Annotated in this window: 15 protein-coding genes; 7 read left to right on the top strand and 8 right to left on the bottom strand. The window is 69.9% G+C overall.

What is annotated here, in order from left to right; genetic code table 11:
- Window positions 1-9 precede the first annotated feature (9 nt).
- From AC5DRG_RS33930 to AC5DRG_RS33915, 4 genes are all read right to left on the bottom strand, one after another.
- Window positions 10-1,209 (bottom strand): glycosyltransferase, encoded by a 1,200-nt coding sequence (locus tag AC5DRG_RS33930; protein ID WP_491803336.1) that lies wholly within the window; start codon window positions 1,207-1,209, stop codon window positions 10-12.
- Complete coding sequence (locus AC5DRG_RS33925; protein ID WP_491803335.1) at window positions 1,206-2,864, bottom strand: ArnT family glycosyltransferase; 1,659 nt, start codon at window positions 2,862-2,864, stop codon at window positions 1,206-1,208. Before AC5DRG_RS33925 ends, AC5DRG_RS33930 begins: the two co-directional genes overlap by 4 nt.
- Window positions 2,861-4,123, bottom strand: coding sequence for a glycosyltransferase (locus AC5DRG_RS33920; protein WP_491803334.1), 1,263 nt, complete (start codon window positions 4,121-4,123; stop codon window positions 2,861-2,863). Before AC5DRG_RS33920 ends, AC5DRG_RS33925 begins: the two co-directional genes overlap by 4 nt.
- Window positions 4,124-4,324: 201 nt before the next feature.
- A complete protein-coding gene (locus AC5DRG_RS33915; protein WP_491803332.1) occupies window positions 4,325-6,355 on the bottom strand; it encodes a thioredoxin domain-containing protein in 2,031 nt (676 codons plus the stop codon).
- 149 nt (window positions 6,356-6,504) lie between these two features.
- On the opposite strand from AC5DRG_RS33915, the gene AC5DRG_RS33910 reads away from it, so the two are divergent.
- The 5 genes from AC5DRG_RS33910 to AC5DRG_RS33890 all read left to right on the top strand — a co-directional run bounded on the left by AC5DRG_RS33910 (window position 6,505) and on the right by AC5DRG_RS33890 (window position 14,980).
- On the top strand, window positions 6,505-9,717 hold the full coding sequence (locus AC5DRG_RS33910; RefSeq protein ID WP_491803330.1) for a tetratricopeptide repeat protein: 3,213 nt from the start codon (window positions 6,505-6,507) through the stop codon (window positions 9,715-9,717).
- A 96-nt stretch (window positions 9,718-9,813) separates the two neighbouring features.
- On the top strand, window positions 9,814-11,667 hold the full coding sequence (locus AC5DRG_RS33905) for a hypothetical protein (RefSeq protein ID WP_491803328.1): 1,854 nt from the start codon (window positions 9,814-9,816) through the stop codon (window positions 11,665-11,667).
- Window positions 11,613-12,635: a hypothetical protein gene (locus AC5DRG_RS33900; protein ID WP_491803327.1), complete on the top strand. Its 1,023-nt coding sequence runs from the start codon at window positions 11,613-11,615 to the stop codon at window positions 12,633-12,635. Before AC5DRG_RS33905 ends, AC5DRG_RS33900 begins: the two co-directional genes overlap by 55 nt.
- A gap of 6 nt (window positions 12,636-12,641) precedes the next feature.
- Entirely contained in the window at window positions 12,642-13,988 is a 1,347-nt protein-coding gene (locus AC5DRG_RS33895) for a CHAT domain-containing protein (RefSeq protein ID WP_491803326.1), read from the top strand.
- Window positions 13,985-14,980, top strand: a complete 996-nt coding sequence (locus tag AC5DRG_RS33890) for a hypothetical protein (protein ID WP_491803325.1) — start codon at window positions 13,985-13,987, stop codon at window positions 14,978-14,980. Before AC5DRG_RS33895 ends, AC5DRG_RS33890 begins: the two co-directional genes overlap by 4 nt.
- A gap of 26 nt (window positions 14,981-15,006) precedes the next feature.
- Here the strand turns inward: AC5DRG_RS33890 and AC5DRG_RS33885 are convergent, their stop codons facing one another.
- Together AC5DRG_RS33885 and mca are read right to left on the bottom strand one after the other, a co-directional pair.
- The gene (locus AC5DRG_RS33885; RefSeq protein ID WP_491803323.1) at window positions 15,007-15,267 is read right to left on the bottom strand and encodes a hypothetical protein; all 261 of its coding nucleotides are present in this window, start codon (window positions 15,265-15,267) and stop codon (window positions 15,007-15,009) included.
- On the bottom strand, window positions 15,260-16,120 hold the full coding sequence (gene mca / locus AC5DRG_RS33880) for a mycothiol conjugate amidase Mca (RefSeq protein WP_491813237.1): 861 nt from the start codon (window positions 16,118-16,120) through the stop codon (window positions 15,260-15,262). Before mca ends, AC5DRG_RS33885 begins: the two co-directional genes overlap by 8 nt.
- Before the next feature lie 137 nt (window positions 16,121-16,257).
- Here mca and AC5DRG_RS33875 point away from each other — a divergent pair, with 137 nt between their 5' ends.
- Together AC5DRG_RS33875 and greA are read left to right on the top strand one after the other, a co-directional pair.
- Window positions 16,258-16,656 (top strand): DUF4307 domain-containing protein, encoded by a 399-nt coding sequence (locus tag AC5DRG_RS33875; protein WP_491803322.1) that lies wholly within the window; start codon window positions 16,258-16,260, stop codon window positions 16,654-16,656.
- A 168-nt stretch (window positions 16,657-16,824) separates the two neighbouring features.
- Window positions 16,825-17,325, top strand: a complete 501-nt coding sequence (gene greA, locus AC5DRG_RS33870; RefSeq protein ID WP_491803321.1) for a transcription elongation factor GreA — start codon at window positions 16,825-16,827, stop codon at window positions 17,323-17,325.
- Window positions 17,326-17,410: 85 nt separating this feature from the next.
- Here greA and AC5DRG_RS33865 read toward each other — a convergent pair whose 3' ends face one another.
- Window positions 17,411-18,256: an ABC transporter permease gene (locus AC5DRG_RS33865; RefSeq protein ID WP_491803320.1), complete on the bottom strand. Its 846-nt coding sequence runs from the start codon at window positions 18,254-18,256 to the stop codon at window positions 17,411-17,413.
- Window positions 18,253-19,266, bottom strand: coding sequence for an ATP-binding cassette domain-containing protein (locus AC5DRG_RS33860; RefSeq protein ID WP_491803319.1), 1,014 nt, complete (start codon window positions 19,264-19,266; stop codon window positions 18,253-18,255). Before AC5DRG_RS33860 ends, AC5DRG_RS33865 begins: the two co-directional genes overlap by 4 nt.
- Between the last annotated feature and the right edge of the window lie 111 nt (window positions 19,267-19,377).

Below are 19,377 nucleotides of genomic sequence, written 5' to 3'. Positions count from 1 at the left end.
TCGGCTTGTTCACACGGCTCTCCTTGCTGTGCGGCTCCCGCGCGTCTCACGCCTGCGCGGCAGATAGACCAGCGCTTCGGTCCCGACGAAGCGCAGGACGAACGTCACCGCCAGCGCGAGCGCGGTGGCGGACAGCGCGCCCATCCCGAACCGGTGCACGAAGACCGCGATCAGCGGGATCCGCAGCACCAGGTCGGCGTTGGCGAGCAGCGCGAACCTGCCGACGCGGTCCCACCAGCGCCGGTGCCCGCGCCGGTCGCGGAACAGAAGGTGCTCGATGAGCACGAAGTTCCAGGCGACGCCGAGCTGGTTGGCGAGGATCTCGGCCGGTACGTAGTGCATGCCGAGGACGGTGAGGACGTACAGGCCGAGCAGGTTCGGGAGGAAGCCGGAGGCGCCGATGAGGCCGAAGCCGACCATGCGGGCGACCGGGGAGGCGGTGCGCAGGCCCACCAGGTGGCGCAGGAAGCGGAAGCCCTCCTGCGCACTCGACTTGGACTCGCCGGCGAAGCGGTCCTGGAAGACGAAGGGGACCTCGGTGACCTCGCGGGGGCGGCTGCGGACCGCGAGTTCGAGGAGGATCTTGTAGCCGAGCGGCTGGAGGACGTCGGCGGTGACGGCGCTGCGGCGGATGGCGAAGAAGCCGCTCATCGGGTCGCTGATGCCGTGCAGCTTGCGCGGGAACAGGGACTTGGTGAGCCAGGTCGCGCAACGCGACACCGCCACCCGGTAGTTGTCGGCGAGTCCGGCGCGGCTGCCGCCCTTGATGTAGCGGGAGGCGACGACGAGGCCGGCGTTCGCGCGCTCGCCAGTGGCCACCAACTCCGGCACCAGGGACGGCGGATGCTGGCAGTCGCCGTCCATGACGACGATCCAGTCCGACCCGGCCGCCTTGATGCCCTCGACGACCGCGCCGCCGAGCCCGCCGACCGGTTCCTCGCGGTGCAGCACGGTGACCGGGAAGGGGCAGTCCCTCGCGGCCTCGTGGATGACCTCGGGGGTGTCGTCGGTGGAGTCGTCCACGAAGACGACCTCGCAGGGCAGCCTTGCGGGCACCGACTCGGTGATCAGGTGCAGGAGTTCGCGGATGTTGGCGGACTCGTTGAAGGTCGGTACGACGATGGTGACGGCCCCGGGTTCCGGAACCTCGGAACCGCGTACGGCCGGATCACCAAGCTCGCCGGGGGCTGTGTACTCGTAGCTTGTCATCGGTCGCCTCCCGCGGCGGAGCCGGTTGTCTGGATCTGGCGGATCTCGATGCGGTCCTCACCGGTGCCGAAGACGGCGACCGGCGTCGAGTGCTCGATGGCGGACTTGACGCCGGGCAGGTCGACCGCGTCGCGTCGTACGGTCGGCGAGGCGACGACGTAGTCCAGGTCGCGCCAGCCGTTCGGCATCGTCTTGGTCACCGCGGGGTCGAGGTCGGCCTTGTAGAACCAGATGACGCCGAGCCCGGGCTCGTACCCGGCGTGCACCAGGTCCAGCCAGAGCGCGTCGTCGACCAGGACCCGGGTGTCCTCGGGGTCGGCCACCTCGGTGGTCAGCCACTTCGAGGCGCCCCGGTAGGGGGCGTTGGCGTCGGCGGTGACGGCGGTGCGGTCACCGTCGTACCAGTGCGGTACTACGTAGGCGCCGGCGGCGATGGCCAGTACGGCCGCCAGCGCGTACCGCCCGCCGGTCACCGGACGTTTCTCGTGCTCCCCGCGCCACCTGCGCAGCACGGCGTGGGTGACGGACGCGGTGCCGCCGGCGAGGACGAGGGCGAGGAAGGGCAGGGCCTGGATGACGTACATCGCGGGCAGATAGCCGTTCGGGCGCAGGGCCAGCACGGCGAGGATCGCCACGGTGAGCGCCGGTCCCGCGAGCGCGCGGGCGGTGACCGACCAGCGCCAGGTGGCCAGCAGCAGGACCGCGCCGACTAGGCCGCCCAGGGGCAGGACACGGTCGTAGTAGAGCCACGACTGCAGGACGCCGTACGAGCCGGACCCCTGGTCGAGGATGAAGCCCGAGCCGGGCCTGGTCATCTGGTACTGGATGCCGTCCCAGAGCGAGACATGGCCGCCGCCCGGCAGCAACTCGCCCTTGAGCAGGGCGAAGAGGGGGTAGGCGAAGCCGATCAGGACGCAGGCCGTGATCGCGCCGGTGAGCGCGAACTTCCTGGTGTCGCGGTGGCCATGGCGCCACATGGTGACCAGGAGCGCCGGCAGAACGATGAGCATCGTCTCCTTGGTCAGGACGGCCGTGGCGGCCGCGATGCCCGCGCCGAAGTGGTGCCACAGGTGCCGGCTCGGGGAGGCGGCGAGGCAGAACGCCAGCAGCATCCACATGACGGCGATGTTGTCGAGGAAGATCTCCCGCTGGAGGACGACGGAGAGCGGCGAGAGACCGAAGAGGGCCATGCCGAGGCCGGCCGCCCAGCGCGGGAGGGAGAGACGGCGGCCCAGCACGTAGACGAGGACCGCGCTGATGGCGCTGATCAGCAGCATCATGACCCGCATCGAGCCGACGGTCATCGACTCGGGGCTGAGCAGGGACGGTATCCAGGTGAGTACGGCCAGCTGTATCCAGCCGAGGGGCGGGTGGTCGTACCAGTAGGTGTAGTGGGCCAGGCCCCTGCCCTCCTGGACCGCCCAGGCCTGGGCGAGGTAGGTGCCCTCGTCGTCGCTGAGCGTCGGGTAGTCGGCGATGTTCCAGCCCTGGACGACGAGGATCGCCACCAGGAGGGCGCCGCACAGGAGGAGGTCGGATCGGGAGGACCTGAGCCGGCTCGGCGGAGTTGTTCGACTGGTCGAACCGGTTTCAGGCGCAGGCTGCCGCTGCGCGGGGACCTTGGTGCTGGTCACCGCGGGAAGGGTGGAGGTCACGCAGGAACGTCCTCTCGGATCACTTCGCTGAGATGCGCGCCGGTATGGGTGGTCAACTCCCAGTCGTTGCGGCCGCGTTGCTCACGCCAGACGGCGCGGATCGCGGCCCCGGCGAGGAGCACCTGATAGAAGGGGCCGCCCACGACGAGCTTCGCGTAGTGGACGAGGCGGACGCGAAGCCCGTACTGCTTGCCGAAGTCGTGCAGTCCGACGACCTCGAACACGAAGGTGACCGCCGCGGTGACCAGCGGCAGGAAGGTGAGGAACGCGACCCCGACGGGCACGTCCAGGAAGAGCGCGACCGCCGCGTTCAGCGGGATGATCACGCCGGAGAACGCCTGCAGGAACGGCGTCATCAGGGTGTAGCGGGCGAGCAGCCGCTGACCGAAGCCGGGGAGCTGCTTCCAGTCCTTCTTCCGGTAGACCTGGAGGAAGCCCTGGTTCCAGCGGGTGCGCTGCTTGAGCAGCGACATCAGCGAGCCGGGGGTCTCCTCCCGGGTCACCATGTCGGAGTCGTAGGCGACGACGACCTTCTTGCCGACGCTGGACAGCCGCACACCCAGATCGCAGTCCTCGGCAAGGCAGTTGGGGTCCCAGCCGTCCGCTTCACGCAGCACGTCGGTCCGCACGAAGACCGTGTTGCCGCCGAGCGGGATGAACCCCTTCTGCGCGTGCAGATGGAGCCGCGAGCGGAACCAGAAGAAGTACTCCAGGCAGTTGCGCAGGCTGTACCAGCTGGAGTGGAAGTTGATGAGCTGGACGCCGCCCTGGACGACGTCCGCGCCGGTCGACCGGAAGGCGTGGTCGACGTGCGCGAGCAGCTCGGGATGCACCTGGTCCTCGGCGTCGAAGACCCCGACGACATCGCCGCGGCAGTGCGGGAGCGCCGTGTTCATGGCCTTCGGCTTGTTCTTCTTCTCGTGGGTGTCGACGACGACGCGGACGCGCGGATCGCGCTCCGCGGCGCTGTTGGCGACCGCTGTGGTCTCCGGGTCGTCGTGCCCGACGATGACGATGATCTCGAAATCCGTGTGCGTGGATTCGAGCAGCCGCTGGATCGTGTGATCCAGGACGGCCTGTTCGTGCCGGGCCGGCAACAGCAGCGAGAACGACCGCTGTTCACCGCCGTCCGGTCTGCTGAAACGGGTGGCCGCGAGCACCTCTGGCGTGCGCCAGGCGTGCATCTGCCACCACAAGGTGAAGGCCGCCATCCAGAAAAGGGCAAGCGAAACGGCAGCGATGAAGACAGACGTAAGCAACAGATCCCCCCAGATCCCCAAAACCCCTGTCGCGACAGTGAGTCACTCCTGTCGCGTCACGGTGCAGACACTATGGGGGAACTGTGAAGCCGGGGGGCAGTTCCGATAAATAGCTTGTTTCGGTTTGGTGGGGTGACTACCGGGATGTATCCGAACACAAGACCAATTCGGAGTGGCGGAATGTCCGCCTCCCCTTCCGTTTCAGCCGCTCAGCACCGCACGCAGCCGCTCCGGGTCGGTCGTCGGGGCGTCACAGGTGAAGTTACGGCAGACGTATGCAGTTGGTTCACCGTCGACGAGAGGACGGCCGACGAGCAACGGCAGCTCGTCACTCTCCGGAGTCCCCACGGCGACCACCGCGCCCGGGGCGAGCCCCATAAGTGCCGTACGGTGCAAGGCCTTTGTGCCCTCGTCGTCGAGGGACGGCCCCACGATCGCGACCTCCCTCGGCCCGTCCAGCAGCGCCTCGGCGACGGCGAGCCCCCAGCCGATGAAACGGGGGACGCGCGGCCCGAGCGCCTTCACCACACCCAACGCCCGCTCGGCGGCGGTGCGGTGGGGCTCCGCCCCGGTCTGGGCCGCATAGCCGAGCAGCGCACCCGCGGCGGCGGTCCAGCCGGAGGGGGCGGCGTTGTCGGTCGGGTCCTGGGGCCGCCGGATGAGCTCCTCGGCATCGGAGGCGGTGTCGAAGAGCGCACCCGACTCCGGATCGACGAACCGGGCGAGAACGTGATCGAGAAGGAACCCGGCGAATTCGAGCCACACCCCCTCCCCCGTGACGGAGGCCAGCGCGAGGAAGCCCTCGGCGACATCGGCGTAGTCCTCCAACACCCCGGAGTTGGCGCCGACTTGGCCGTCCTTGCTGGTGCGGGCGAGACGGGCCTGGTCGTCCAGGTGCAGTCGTACGAGGAGATCGGCGGCGGTGACGGCGGCCTCGACCAGGTCGGGGCGGTCGAAGTAGGCGCCGGTCTCGGCCAGCGCGGCGACGGCGAGCCCGTTCCAGGCGGCCACGATCTTGTCGTCGCGGCCGGGGGCGGGACGGCCTGAACGGGCCGCGAGGAGACGGCTCTTGACGGACGCGATCCTCTCGGCGTCGAACACGACCTCCTGCTGCGGGAGCTGGAGAACGGACGAGCCGTGCTCGAAGGTGCCCTCCTCGGTCACACCGAAGTAGTGCGCGGCGAGTTCGGCATCGTCCCCGAGCACCTCGCGGAGCTGCTCGGACGTCCAGACGTAGTAGGCACCCTCGACATGCCTGCCGGTCCCGTCGTCGCTGTCGGCGTCGAGCGCGGAGGCGAAACCGCCCTCGGCGGTGCGGAGTTCGCGGACCATGAAGTCGGCGGTCTCCAGGGCGACGCGCCGGGCCAGCTCGGAGCCGGTGCTGCGCCAGAGGTGGGCGTAGACGCGGCAGAGCAGGGCGTTGTCGTAGAGCATCTTCTCGAAGTGCGGGACGACCCACTCCCGGTCCACGGAGTAACGGGCGAACCCGCCGCCGAGCTGGTCGTAGATGCCACCGCGGGCCATCCGCTCGCAGGTGTCGGCGGCCATCTGCAGAGCGCCCTCGGAACCGGTGCGGGCGCTGTGGCGCAACAAAAACTCCACGACCATGGACGGCGGGAACTTGGGCGCCCCGCCGAATCCGCCGCGCTGCGGGTCGTACTCCCGGGTGAGCCCGAGCAGGGCCTGCGCGAGCTCCTCCTCGCCGGGTGCGTCGGAGCCGCCGTAGGAGATCTCCCGCCCGGCCAGGTCCCGCACGATCTTCCCGGCGACCTCGGCGACCTCGTCCCGCCGGTCGGTCCAGGCGCTGTGGACGCCTTCGAGCACCTGCCGGAAGGAGGGCGAGCCGTGGCGGGGGGCCGGCGGGAAGTAGGTGCCGAAGTAGAAGGGCTCGGCGTCGGGAGTGAGGAACACGGTCATGGGCCAGCCGCCCTGGCCGGTGGCGGCCTGTACGGCTTCCATGTAGACGGCGTCTACGTCGGGGCGCTCCTCGCGGTCGACCTTGACGCTGACGAAGCGCGCGTTGAGGAAGTCGGCGGTCTCCTGGTCCTCGAAGGACTCGTGCGCCATCACATGGCACCAGTGGCAGCTGCTGTATCCGACGCTGAGCAGCACCGGCACGCCCCGTTCGCGGGCCTCCTCGAACGCCGCGGCCGACCAGGGCCACCAGTCGACGGGGTTCTCGGCGTGCTGGAGGAGATAGGGGGACGTCTCATGGGCCAGTCGGTTCGGCATGGGGTCCATCCTGCCGCAGTACCCGGTCCCAAACCCGTCAGGCGTACCGCGATCAAAGACGTCGGCACCCTCGCGCCCATGGACTGCCCGCAGCACACTTGACCAAGAAAGCCGTTGCCGCGGCTGTATCCGACCGAGGGGGACGTGACATGCGTGACAGCCATCGGGCGGAGGCCGAGAGGCTGTTGGCCCGGGCCGTGGAGGAAGAGGTGCGGCGCTCGGGTGGGCGCGGCGACGGGGCCGTGCTGCTGACGCGGGCGCGGGCCGCGCTGGACGCGATCGCGGAGAGTGCCGTCGAGGAGTACGAGGCGTATATGCGGGCGCTGGACGAGGCGGCGGCGGGGCAGCTCAGTTTCGGGCAGCGGTATGCCCGGGAGGGGGCCGGAACTCCGTTGCTGGTGGCGGGCGTTGCGGCGGTCGCGGCCGCGGTGGCCGACCTGGTGCTCGGTACGGGGGCGAGTACGGCCGTCGGTGCGGGTGTGACCGTGGGCGTGGTCGGCGCCGCGGCCACCGTCGTGAAGGTGACCGCCTCCCATGTGCCCGCGGCACACCATCGTGCCGGTGCCGTGGGCCAGCCCGGCGGGCTCGAGCAGCTGCGCCTGCAGTGGCTGACCGCGCTGGAGGTGCGCGGCATCCGCCCGTACCTGGACCAGCAGCGGGTGATCACCGCGTCCACGGGCCCGAAGAAGAAGTCCGCGGGGCCCGCGCTGCGCGGCACCGACAAGAGCGCGGCGGCCCGCAGGCGGACGGTGCTTGAGCAGTCGTTCGGTCAACTCCCCGAGCCGGACGACCCGTTCGCGGGCCGGCGGCAGGAGCTGGCGCGGATCCGGCAGTGGGTGCAGGCGGCGCGCGCGAGCACGCAGACCCGTCCGACGGTCGTCGTGCTGCACGGGGCGCCCGGCAGCGGTCGTACGGCACTCGCGATCCACGCCACCCACGACCTGAAGGACCAGTTCCGGGGCGCGTGCGTCGTTGATCTGCGCGGCGACAGCGCGGAGGAGCCGCCGCTGTCCACCCGCGACGCCCTCCTGCACCTCCTGAACCGGCTCGGCGCGCCCCGCGAACAGCTCCTGTTCCGTGAGCGCTCCTCCCCCGAACAGCATCTGCGGCGGCTGGCCGAGCTGTATCACCAGTATCTGACGGGCCTGCCGGTCACGATCGTCCTCGACGACGCCTCGGACGCCGAACAGGTCCGCACCCTGATCCCCGAGCGCTCCGACAGTCTGGTGATCGTCACCGCCCGCAAGCCCTTGGACCTGCCCGAGGACCTGCCGGCCTGGGTGCACCAGCTGGCCGTCGAGCCCCTGGACGCGGCGGGTGCGGAGGAGCTGCTGAGCGCGGCGGCGCAGCAGGAGCACGGCCCCTACGACGCCGAATCCGCCGACCGGATCAGGGAGTTGTGCGGCGGGCTGCCGTTGGCGCTGCGTATCGCGGGCTCGGCCCTGGGCCCGCGCACCCCGCGCGTCCTGGCGACGGACCTGGCGGCGTACGGCCCGGTGGAACCGGTCGAACGCGCACTGTGGCTGCGCTACACGGACCAGCCGGATACGGGCCGGCGGCTGCTGCGGCGGCTGGCGCTGGCGGGGCGGGCCTCGCTGGGCGCGGCGGCTGCGGCGTCGCTGCTGGCCACGGACGAGGCGGAGGCGACCAAGCAGCTCGGGGCGCTCTCCCGGGCGGGCCTGATCGACCATGTACGCGGCAACCGCTACCGCCTGCACGACCTGGTCCGCGCCTTCGCCCAGGCCCGCCTCCTCGACGAGGAGGAACCGTCGGAGCGTACGGCCGCGCAGGAACGTCTGATCGTGAACTACGCGGATCTGGCGGACTCGGTGCTGCGTCTGGTGGACGGCAACATGTCGACCCGCTCGGACCGTTTCAGCCCGCACGGATTCACGTCCCTGGACGAGGCGTTGCGCTGGCTGGACGACGAGTCCAGCTTCATCACGTCGGCGCTGCGGCAGGCGGAGGGCGTGAACCAGGCGGCGGTCCTGAACCTGCTCGGCGCCCTGTGCGACTACTGCCTGCTGCGCGGCGACCTCTACCGCCTGGGCGAGATCAGCGAACTCGCCCAGTCCGTCGACCAGGGCCTGCTGGTCCGCTCGGTGCAGTGGCGTACGGGTATCGCGGCCCGTCAGCTCGGTGAACTGGACAAGGCGCGCACGACGTTGACGTCCGTGGTGGACCTGTACATGGAGGCCCAGCACGATGCGGGCGCGGCCCGGGCCCTGTGCTCGCTTGGCATCACCCTCCACCACCAGGGCAACCTGACCGAGGCGGCGGCGAAACTGCGGGAGGCGCTGGACCTGCAGGCGCCGGAGCAGCTGGCGACGGACCGCGCCTGGACGATGCACGCGCTGGCGGCGGTGGAGCGGGACCGGGGCCGCGTCTCCGAGGCCCTCGACCTGCTGACCCGCTCCCTGGTCCTGCACCGCGCGGGCGAGTCCGTGCACGGCGAGGCCTGGGCCCACTTCCAGCTCGGCCAACTGAGCCTGCGCATGGGCGACGTACCCAGGGCGGAGTCCGAACTCCGCACGGCCCTCGATCTGTACGCCCGCACCCGCGACGCCCGCGGCGAGGCCTGGGCCCTGACCCAACTGGCCCGCACCCGCCTGGTCGCCGGCGACCCGTCCCCTGCGGTGGACGGCCTACGCCAGGCGGCCGCCCGGCACCGCGAGAACGAGGACGCGCGGGGGGAGGCGTGGACGGTGTACTACCTGGGCCAAGCCCTGGAGGAGACGGGCAACCTGGACCTCGCGGTCCGTGAACTGGAGCGCTCGCGGACGATGTTCTCGCGGATGCGGGACGTGTACGGGCTGGCGTGCGCCCGGCATCACTCGGCCCGGGTGACGCGCGACCAACGGGCGGTCCAGACAGGCTCGTTGCGGAACTCGGGCTTCGCGCGGCAGTTGCTGGTGGACGCCCGCGCGGACTTCCAGCGCATCGGCGTCGCCCATGGCGAGGCGTGGACATGCCTGGAGCTGGCGGTGGTGGAGGCGGGCAACACCCGTACGCAGCAGGCGCTGGCGTTGTGCGACGAGGCGGTGGGCTTGTTCGCGTCGTACGGGGACCGGCGGGGCGAGGACTGGGCGCGGTTCCTGCGCTGCACGTTGCTGCCGTATGCGGCACCGGGCGGTGTCGACGTCGGGACGGCTGTGGCTCAGGAGGAGTTGGCGCAGTTGGAGCGGGGGCGCCATGAGGGGCGGGACGAGAAGCTGGACGAGTTCGTCGAGGCGTACCAGCTGCTCCTGGAACGGGGGGTGAATCTGGAGGCCGGGTGGCAGGCTTGGCGGTTGGGGATGGTGCCGGGGCGGCATGCTCGGGAGGTCATGGGGGTGGCGGTGGCTGCGGTGGGGCGGGGGTGAGGGGGCCGTACTCGTCCGGGTTGTGCGGTTCTGCTGGCGGCGAAGGCCTTCAAGTGGAAACGTGGTGGGGCGTCGACTGGTTCGGGGGGAGGTTCGATGCGGCATGGATTGAGGGGACCGACAGGGCTCCCGGACCTGGGGGAGCCCGATGAGCCGAACCTTCTTGCGGCGCTGAAGGCCACGGAGCGAAAGCCCCCGGTCCGGCTGGTCCTGCACGGGCCGCCGGGCATCGGCAAGTCAGCCCTGGCCGCGGGGATCTCCAGGTATCTCATGGCCAGACGGACGACGTCGTCGGGCTCCTCCCCTCAGGTGCACTGGATCGCCCTCGGTGGCCACGCAGGAGTGGAGCGCACGCTGCTGCGGCTACTCGCCGAGTGCGGGGCGCCGCGACGCCCCATCGTCCGGGCGGCGTTGGCGGGCGGAAGTGCGTTCCAGCGTGAGCTGTTGAGTCAGTGCGAGGTGTTCGTCCGGGGCCGCATCGTGGTCCTGGACGACGTAGGTCCTTCGGTCGGCCGTTCCCTGCTCGCCGTGCTGCGGCAATGCCGCGAGCTGACGGTGATCGTCACCTCGCGTCAGAGGTACGGCTGGACTGGCACCGGGGCCCGGCTGTACGCCGTTCGGCCGTTGCACACCGCGCATGCCGTGGCTCTCGCCGCGAGCTGCTCCACGCGGCTGACTGCTGACGGGTGGGCCGTTCCCCAGCCGCTGGGCGAGCTGCTGACGGCCGCACAGGGGGTGCCCCCGCTCGCACGGCTCGTCGGCTCTCTGGCGGCCGAAGTGCCACCCGGCCTGCTCAGGAACGTGGCAGGGCCGGACGAGCTCGTCGCACTCGCCCTCGATCGGTGCAGCCCCGATGAACTGCGCGTGCTGAGGAACCTCGCGGCACGCTCATCAGGTGCTCCCTTCACCGCCCGTACGGTGGAGTCGCTGTTTCAGCGGGACACCGACCCGGCCGATGTACCGGTCGTCCTCAGCGGGCTGCTCAACCGCGAACTGGTGCAGCAGTGGCGCGGCAACGAGGCTTTCTGCCTTTCGGCGCCGGTGGCCGACTGGGTGCGGCGCCGCACACCACCGCGCGCGTGGCGGAGGCTGGCCCGTCAGGTGGCACGGGACGTGGCCAAGGCCGCCGGGCAGGACCTGCAGGACACGGCGAGCCTCCTGGACGGCAGAGCGCGTCCGCATCGGCCCGACGGATGGCAGCCAGACAGGATCGCTCCCCATGAACTCGCCGCGCGCGTGGACGAGTTCATGGATCTGCTCGCCGACAACCGGCACCCGAAGCAGCAGAAGGAAGAGATCGCGGACGCGCTGGCCCTGCTCCTGGCCACCCGCACGGACGCCCACCGGCTCGTGGCACTGCACCACGGCTCGCCCGGCAGCGCGTCCGTGCGCCGGGCTCTGGGTTCCCTCGTACGGGATCTGGGCATGCCGGCGCGGGCCCAGTCGCTGCTCGACGGTGACACCAGTGCGTACGTCGTCTACGAAACGGCCGCCAACCGTCACCAGTTGGGCCGACTGGGCTCCGCCCTGGCCGGCCTGGGCGAGGAACCCGCCTCTGAGGACGCGCACGCCGCCTGGCAACTGCTGGTACGCGGCGCCGTGTTGTGCGACCAGGGCAAGGCGCTGGAGGCTGACCGGGTACTGCGGAGGGCCGCTGAACTGCACCGGGTGGCCGGGTGCCCCCGCGGCCGGGGCTGGGCTCTGCTGTACCTGGCCCGCGCATGCCTGCTGCGCGGCCTGAACTCCGAGGCAGAGCACTTGCTGCGGCAGGCCGACCAGGCTCTTCTGTCCGTGGGGACGTTCACGGACAGAACTGGGTGGCCACGGAGTGGATCCGATTCACCGCGCCGGGCCGCGCCTCCAAGACGACATACAAGGTCAAGAAATTGGACCCCTTGGCGGGGCACATCGCCGCCGAGAATCGCCGTGGCATCGCCTGGACACATCTGAATCTCGCGCTTGCCGAGATGAAGCCGGGCGAAATCGGAGCGGCGGTCGCTCTTCTGTCCACCGCCGATCGGGACTTCGCAGTCTGTGGGGACGCGCTCGGCGCGGCGTGGACTCATCACCGACACACGTTGCTCTTGCCCCCCGCCAGCCAGTCCGGCGATGCCACGGCGAACAGATGGCTCGCTGTCCACCAGGAGTTCGTCGAGATCGACTGCACATTGGGGCGAGCGTGGACGACCCTGGAACTCGCGGCGCGATTCCGCGACCCGTCCACCACGGAGGCCCTGCTGTCCACGGCGGAGTCCGACTTCCGGATCCTGGACGACGCGCACGGCCTCGCCTGGGTGAAGACCCTCCGCGCCACACGCAGCCTGCCGCCGATCCCTCTCGACTCCAGCGGCGCTCTCGCAGTCGAATTGCCACCGGGAACGCCCGGCAAGGATCAACTGATCCAGGACATGGTGAAGTTCTGCGAGGGCGGCGGCATCCACGGGGGCCGTGTCACCCCCTTCCACGCCCGCGACCTCGTGGTCACCCGCCCGACACCCGAGTTCGTGAGCAGACCCCGCACAGCCGCCCGCCGCTGCCACGTCCGCATCACCCTCCTCGACGAGTCCCCGTCCGCCGGCGCGACCGCCCGCCTCCTGCTGCGCGTCGTACCGGAGCGCGGCCACCCCTGGGCGGACCGGGACAGAGAACCGCCATGGCTGTCCGCCGTCTCCGTGCCGCTGACGCAGGCCTCCGTCGAGCCGGCGACCGCTTTGTTACGGCCTTCCGAACAGGCGGAACGCGGCGCCGAGTTCGACTTCACACCGCACCGCACCGGATTGCACCGCATCCGATTCACCATCGCCCTCGATCACACCGGAACGGTCCTGCAGCAGGTGGAGACAGAGCTCGACATCCTCGACAACGATCAGATCGGCGGCCACGTGGCGCCCCACGCCGTCACGCACCGCGGGCGGTAGCCGCACATGGGCACAGACCTCCCCGTACGCATTGTCCAGGATCCGAGCCGGGAGTTCGAAGCATGGGGTGACGACCTCAAGCCCGACGTCACCGTGTGCCTGGACAGCATGTGGAACGGCCGGATCAGAGCACGACTCTACGGACCTGCCGTGCCCTCACTGCACGGCACCGAGCACAAGGTGGATCTCGCGGTGAGCCCGGCCGAGGTGCGCTCCGCCGCGGCCCGGCTGTGCCGCCTGTGGAAGGAACTCCTCATCGACCACCGGCCGTTGACGGACGACGGCCTCCCCATGACCGGCGAACCCGAGACCCCGTACACCTCCCTGGTGGATCTGCGCGCCCGCCCGGTCCGGGAGTTGTACGACATCGTCGACGAACTCGCGCTAGCTGGCTCGGAGTTGCTCTACGGAACGCTCCTCGCCGGAGCGGACCCGCACGTCAAACGGTTCCGCCTCCATCTGATCGAGACACTCACCCGTCGCGAGGGGCTGAGAGTCCGCTTCGACGCGGACCTGCACGTGCCCTGGTCCATGGTTTGCCTGGGCCCCGATGACCTGCCGCCGGCTCAGCCGCAGCCCTCGACGGACCCTGAGACTCCCCTGCTGTCCTCCTTGTTCGGCCGTTTCCTCGGATATCGCCACCAGATCGAGCAGACGGGCGGCGCCTATACCCGGCTCTTCGATCAGCGCGACGCCCCCGAGACACCGTCAGTCAGCCTCAACCACGACACCCGGCTCGACCGCAAGGGCCATACCCGAGCCGTGGACGTCGCCGCCGTGCTCGCGAAGGGCACCCGGATCGTGGAGCGCACGAAACGGAGTGAACTGGTCAGCGCGCTGGGGAAGGCCGATCTGTGCGAGCACCTGATGTACTTCTGGTGCCACGGCCACTTCGTCCCCAACGGATCCGAGCCACCCGCCCTCGCCGTCCGGCTGACCGACCGACAGACCATCGACGCCCACACGGTGCGCGACCGGCGGCGCCACCTCGGCAACGACACCCCGTTCCAGCCCTTCGTCATGCTCAACGCCTGCCACGCCGGCATACCCGAGGGCGGCGGCGACCCCAAGTTCCTGAGCCGGGCGCTGATCGACGCGGGCGCGCGCGGTGTTCTCGGGCCGCAGATCGAGATGCCGCAGATCTTCGCGGCCGAGTACGCGCTGGAGTTCCTGACCCGCTATCTGGACGGCGTCGAGACGGCGGGCAGCATCGCCCACGCCGTGGCCCGGCACTTCGCCGACGCCCTGCACAACCCCCTGGGCTTCGCCTACGCCCTGCACCACGGCATGGACACCCGGCTGGAACGCGCCGCCGCGCCCGCCTCCGACACCGATCAGGAGATCACCGTATGAGCGGGCCGAGCCCGAGCCCGTCCGTACACACGGTGTCGCTCGGCCCCGACGGCTGGCTGCTGGAGGAGACGGCCCACGGCCTTCGCCCCGTGCCCGCCGACCGGCTGCTCGACCACTTCGCCGAGGAGCTGACCCCGCCCGCCTGGGCGACCGACCTACTCGTCTACGCACACGGCTGGCGGACGGAACCGGAGTCCGCCCGGGCAACGGTCGATGGACTGCTCGCGCTGACGGCCGCTCAATACGAGCGGTACCGGGTGACGTATCCACACCTACCCGCCTGGCGGCCCTGGACGGTGCTGGTCTGCTGGCCGTCGGGCCGGCGGAGGACCATGGGCGAGTACCGGCGTTTCCGTGACCGGGCTCATGCACTGAGCACGCGGGGGCATGCGGCCCGGGTCATCGGGCAGCTGCTGGGGTACCTGGACGGAGAGCGCGGCGACCCGGCCGCGCCACCCGTACTCGTCGGCCGCGACGGGCAGTACCTGCACCTCCTCGGGCACTCCTTCGGCTGCCGTGTGCTGTGCGAGGCGGTGCAGTGGGCGGCCGAGGGGCCGGACACCCTGGGCTGGAGCACGCCGCGGCCGCCGGACCGGCCGTTCACCGTGGATTCCATGCTGCTGTTCCAGATGGCCGCGCCTCGGGACGCCTTCGCGACGCTGTTCACCGCGCTCGACGAGGCCCCGCTGCACGGCCCGGTCGTGGCCACGTACTCGCACCACGACCGTGCCACCGGTTTCCTGCACGAGCGCGCCGAGAAACGGGCGGGCGTCGGCCACGCGGGCATCGGCACCGCGCCCGCGCCCGTTTCCGGCATCAGGATGCTCGGCGTCGGCGAACCGTATCCACGCGCCGTCCTCGACCACCGGTTCGTCAGCGTGGACGCGGGCGAGGTGTTCGTCGACAAACGCGGCTTGTCGGGCGCCCACTCCGACCATGTGCGGCCGGAGTCAGCACATCTGCTGCTGTCGCTGGCCGACCACTCCCGATGACGAGGCCGTGACGGGAGCGGCGCGGGTCAGCTCTTCGCTGTGGGCGCGTTCCCGGACTCGGCGCTCGTGTTGCCGGAGGCGTCCGCCTTCGGATCCGGGGCCTCTTTGAAGTCGATCTTGTTCATGTGCTTGCTCATCGACTTCATCAGGCCCCACACCGCCAGGGCCATCACCGCGAACACGATGAAGCCGAGGACGCCGGGGGTGACCTTGTTCTCGTCGACCTCCTTGGCGAGAGGGACGAGATGCGTCATTGCCAGGCTTGCGCTTGCGCTCATGTCAGGCATTGTCGCGGATGCCCGCAAAGAGGTCGTCCTCGGGGAGGGAGGTATCGACGAGGGTCTTCGCGAGCTCGTACTCCTCGGTGGGCCAGACGTCCTTCTGGAGCTCCAGCGGGACGTGGAACCAACCGCCGTCGGGGTCGATCTGGGTGGCGTGCGCGATCAGTGCCTTGTCGCGGATCTCGAAGAACTCGGCGCACGGGATGTGCGTGGTGAGCGTGCGCTCGGTGCGCTCGAACTCGCTCCAGCGCTTGAGCCAGTCCCCGTACGGCGACTCCATGCCCCGGTCGAGCAACGCCTGGTGCAGCGCCTCGGTGCGGGGGCGGTTGAAGCCCTGGTTGTAGTAGAGCTTGAGCGGCTGGTACGCGGTGCCGAACTCCTCCTCCGGGTACTTCTCGGTGTCCGCCGCGCCCTCGAACGCCACCATGGAGATCTGGTGGGTCATGATGTGGTCGGGGTGCGGGTAGCCGCCGTTCTCGTCGTACGTGGTGATCACCTGCGGACGGAACGAGCGGATCTTCCGCACCAGCTCGCCGGCCGCCTTGTCGACGTCCTCCAGGGCGAAGCAGCCCTCGGGGAGGGGCGGCAGGGGGTCACCCTCGGGCAGCCCCGAGTCGACGAAGCCCAGCCATTCCTGGCTCACGCCGAGGATCTCGCGGGCCTCGTCCATCTCCTTCTTGCGCACCTCGTGGATGTGCTCCTCGATGTACTTGTCGCCCTGGAGCTTGGGGTTGAGGATGGAGCCGCGCTCCCCGCCCGTGCAGGTCACGACAAGCACGTCCACCCCCTCGGACACGTACTTGGCCATGGTGGCCGCGCCCTTGCTCGACTCGTCGTCGGGGTGGGCGTGCACGGCCATCAGTCGCAGCTGGTCAGTCAAGACTCAATCCTCGGGTCAAGTCGGCGCCCTGTGTGAACGGACGCGTTTGGCAGCTTCTATAGTGACCGAATCGGGGGGCGAATAATTCCGGGGCCGGTCATGCCGAGAGGACGATCATGAGTACGGCGAGCACGCGGCTGCCCGAGGGCCGCTACGGGCGCTCCTCGGACGAGCGCGCCGACCGCACGCTCAAGGTCGTCGGAGCCGTCCTCGCGGCGGCAGTGCTCGCCCTGGTCGGCTTCTTCGGCTACCACTATGTCTTCCAGACCAAGATCAGCGCCGAGGTGATCACCTTCGACGCCTCCGCGGACTCGGTCAAGGTGCATCTGGAGGTCCGCAAGGACGCCGGCGCCAGCGGCTACTGCACCGTGCGGTCCCAGGCCGAGAACGGTGCCGAGGTCGGCCGGGCGGACTTCCACTTCGACGGGTCCGCCACCCGTATCGACAAGGTCGTCACGCTCCGGACCACGGCGCAGGGGACCACGGCCGAGCTCCTCGGCTGTCACGCCGACTGACCCCACCCTCGATACGTAGGTGCTGACCAGTGCATACGTATTTCTGACGGCTTATGTCCTCCCCCTTCAGCCGTGGAATTGTTAGGCTCGTGGTTTCGCCCATCCATGGAGGAACATTCTTCTGGGTAGGGCGATGCTTTGTATTCCCAGTACCTACGAGGAGCACCTGTGACCCAGACCAGCGAAGACGTCACCTGGCTCACGCAGGAGGCGTACACCAAGCTCAAGGACGAGCTGGAGTACCTGTCTGGTCCCGCGCGCGCCGAGATCACCGTGAAGATCGCGGCCGCTCGCGAGGAGGGCGACCTGCGCGAGAACGGCGGGTACCACGCGGCCAAGGAGGAGCAGGGCAAGCAGGAGCTCCGCATCCGCCAGCTGACCCAGCTCCTGGAGAAGGCCAAGGTCGGCGAGGCGCCGGCATCGGCGGACGGCGCGGTGGCGCCCGGCATGGTCGTGACGATCGCCTTCGACGGTGACGAGGACGACACGACGACGTTCCTGCTCGCCTCGCGCGAGTACGCGAGCTCCGACATCGAGACCTACTCGCCGCAGTCCCCGCTCGGCTCCGGCGTGATGGGCCACAAGGTCGGCGAGGACGCCGAGTACGAGCTGCCCAACGGCAAGAAGGCCTCGGTGACGATCCTCAAGGCCGTGCCGTACAGCGGCTGATCCCGACCGCCCTTTCGGCCTACTCGTCCTTGGCGGACCCCCGGCGTCTCACCGACGCCGGGGGTTTCGTCATGCCTTCAGGCCCTCACGCCGTCGCCGAGCGGTACTTCCGCACCGCCAGCGTACGGAATATGAGGACGATCAGGACCGAGTAGATCAGCGAGGCCCAGACCGGGTGCTGCATGGGCCAGGCGTCCGACTGCGAGACGCCGGGGTTGCCGAACAGCTCGCGACAGGCCTGCACCGTGGCGCTGAACGGGTTCCAGTCGGCCACGTGCTGCAGCCAGGGGGTCATCCTGCTGGAGTCCACGAACGCGTTCGAGATGAACGTGACCGGGAAGAGCCAGATCAGTCCGCCGGAGGTCGCCGCCTCGGGAGTGCGGACGGACAGGCCGATCAGTGCGCCGATCCAGGTGAACGCGTACCCGGCGAGCAGCAGCAGGCCGAAGGCGCCGAGCACCTCGCCGATGCTGGTGTGGGTGCGCCAGCCGACCAGGAGGGCGACTATCGCGAGGACCAGCAGGGTGAGGGCGGTCTGCACCAGGTCGGCGAGCGTGCGCCCGGTGAGCACCGCCCCGCGTGCCATAGGCAGGGAGCGGAAGCGGTCGATGAGGCCCTTGTGCATGTCGTCCGCGATGCCCGCACCGGCGCCGGCGGTGGCGAAGGTGACGGTCTGCGCGAAGATGCCCGCCATCAGGAACTCGCGATAGACGGAGGACTCCGTGGTCCCGCCGATGTTCATCGAGCCGCCGAACACATAGCTGAACAGCACGACGAACATAATTGGCTGGATCAGCCCGAAAATGATCATCTCGGGGATCCTGGACATGCGAATCAAGTTGCGCTTCGCGACGACCAGTGAGTCCCGGACGGACTGGCTGATCGGGTTCGAGGGCGCCGAGATGGGCGCGGTGTCGGTGATGGCGCTCACTTGGCCTCCTCCTTCTTGGGCTTGCGGCGCTCGGCGTCCGCGTTCGTCGCGCCGTTGCTCTCGTCCCGCACCTCGGCCACATGGCCCGTGAGGGACAGGAAGACGTCGTCGAGGGTGGGGCGGCGCAGGCCGATGTCGTCGATCTCGATGCCGCGGGTGTCCAGCTCCCGGATCACCTCGGCGAGGAGCTTCGCGCCGCCGGTGACGGGCACGGTGAGCTTGCGGGTGTGGTCCTCGACGGTGAGCTCGCCCTTGCCGAAGCCGCGCAGCACCTCCCCGGCGGGCGCCATGTGCTCGCGCTCGTGCACGACGACCTCGACGCGCTCTCCGCCGGTGCGGGCCTTGAGCTGGTCGGAGGTGCCGCGGGCGATGACCCGGCCATGGTCGACGACCGCGATGTCGTGCGCGAGGTGGTCGGCCTCTTCGAGGTACTGGGTGGTCAGCAGCAGCGTCGTGCCGCCGGAGACCAGCTGCTTGATGACCTCCCACAGGAGTTGGCGGTTGCGCGGGTCGAGGCCGGTCGTCGGTTCGTCCATGAACATCACGGGTGGGCGGACGACCAGCGCGGCGGCCAGGTCGAGGCGGCGGCGCATGCCTCCGGAGTAGGTCTTCGCGGTGCGGTCGGCGGCGTCCGTAAGGCCGAACTGGTCGAGCAGCTCCACGGCACGGGCCCTGGCGGCCAGGGCCTTCATCTGGTAGAGCTGGCCGACCATCTGGAGGTTCTCGCGTCCGGTCAGGTACTCGTCGACCGCGGCGAACTGCCCGGACAGGCCTATCGACCGCCGCACCTCGTTGGGGTGCTTGAGCACATCGAGGCCGGCGACGACCAGCCTGCCGCTGTCGGGGCGCAGCAGGGTGGTGAGGCAGCGGACGGTGGTGGTCTTGCCCGCGCCGTTCGGCCCGAGCAGGCCCAGAACCGTGCCCTCCGGGACATCCAGGTCGACGCCGTCCAGAGCCCTTACGTCGCCGAAGGTCTTCACCAGGCCTTCGGCATAGATGGCGCCTGGCATATCAGTCTCCACGTCGTCGGGAATCTTCGAAAAACCTAGGATTGTGCGCATACTCCCGCTGGGCGGGTGACGCGAGACACACCATAACGCGATGTATCGCGTCTCTCAAGA

This window comes from Streptomyces sp. JLBG701, assembly GCF_058544905.1.
The sequence above is the reverse complement of the archived record's forward strand: the minus strand, read 5'-3'. Positions and strand labels throughout refer to the sequence as shown.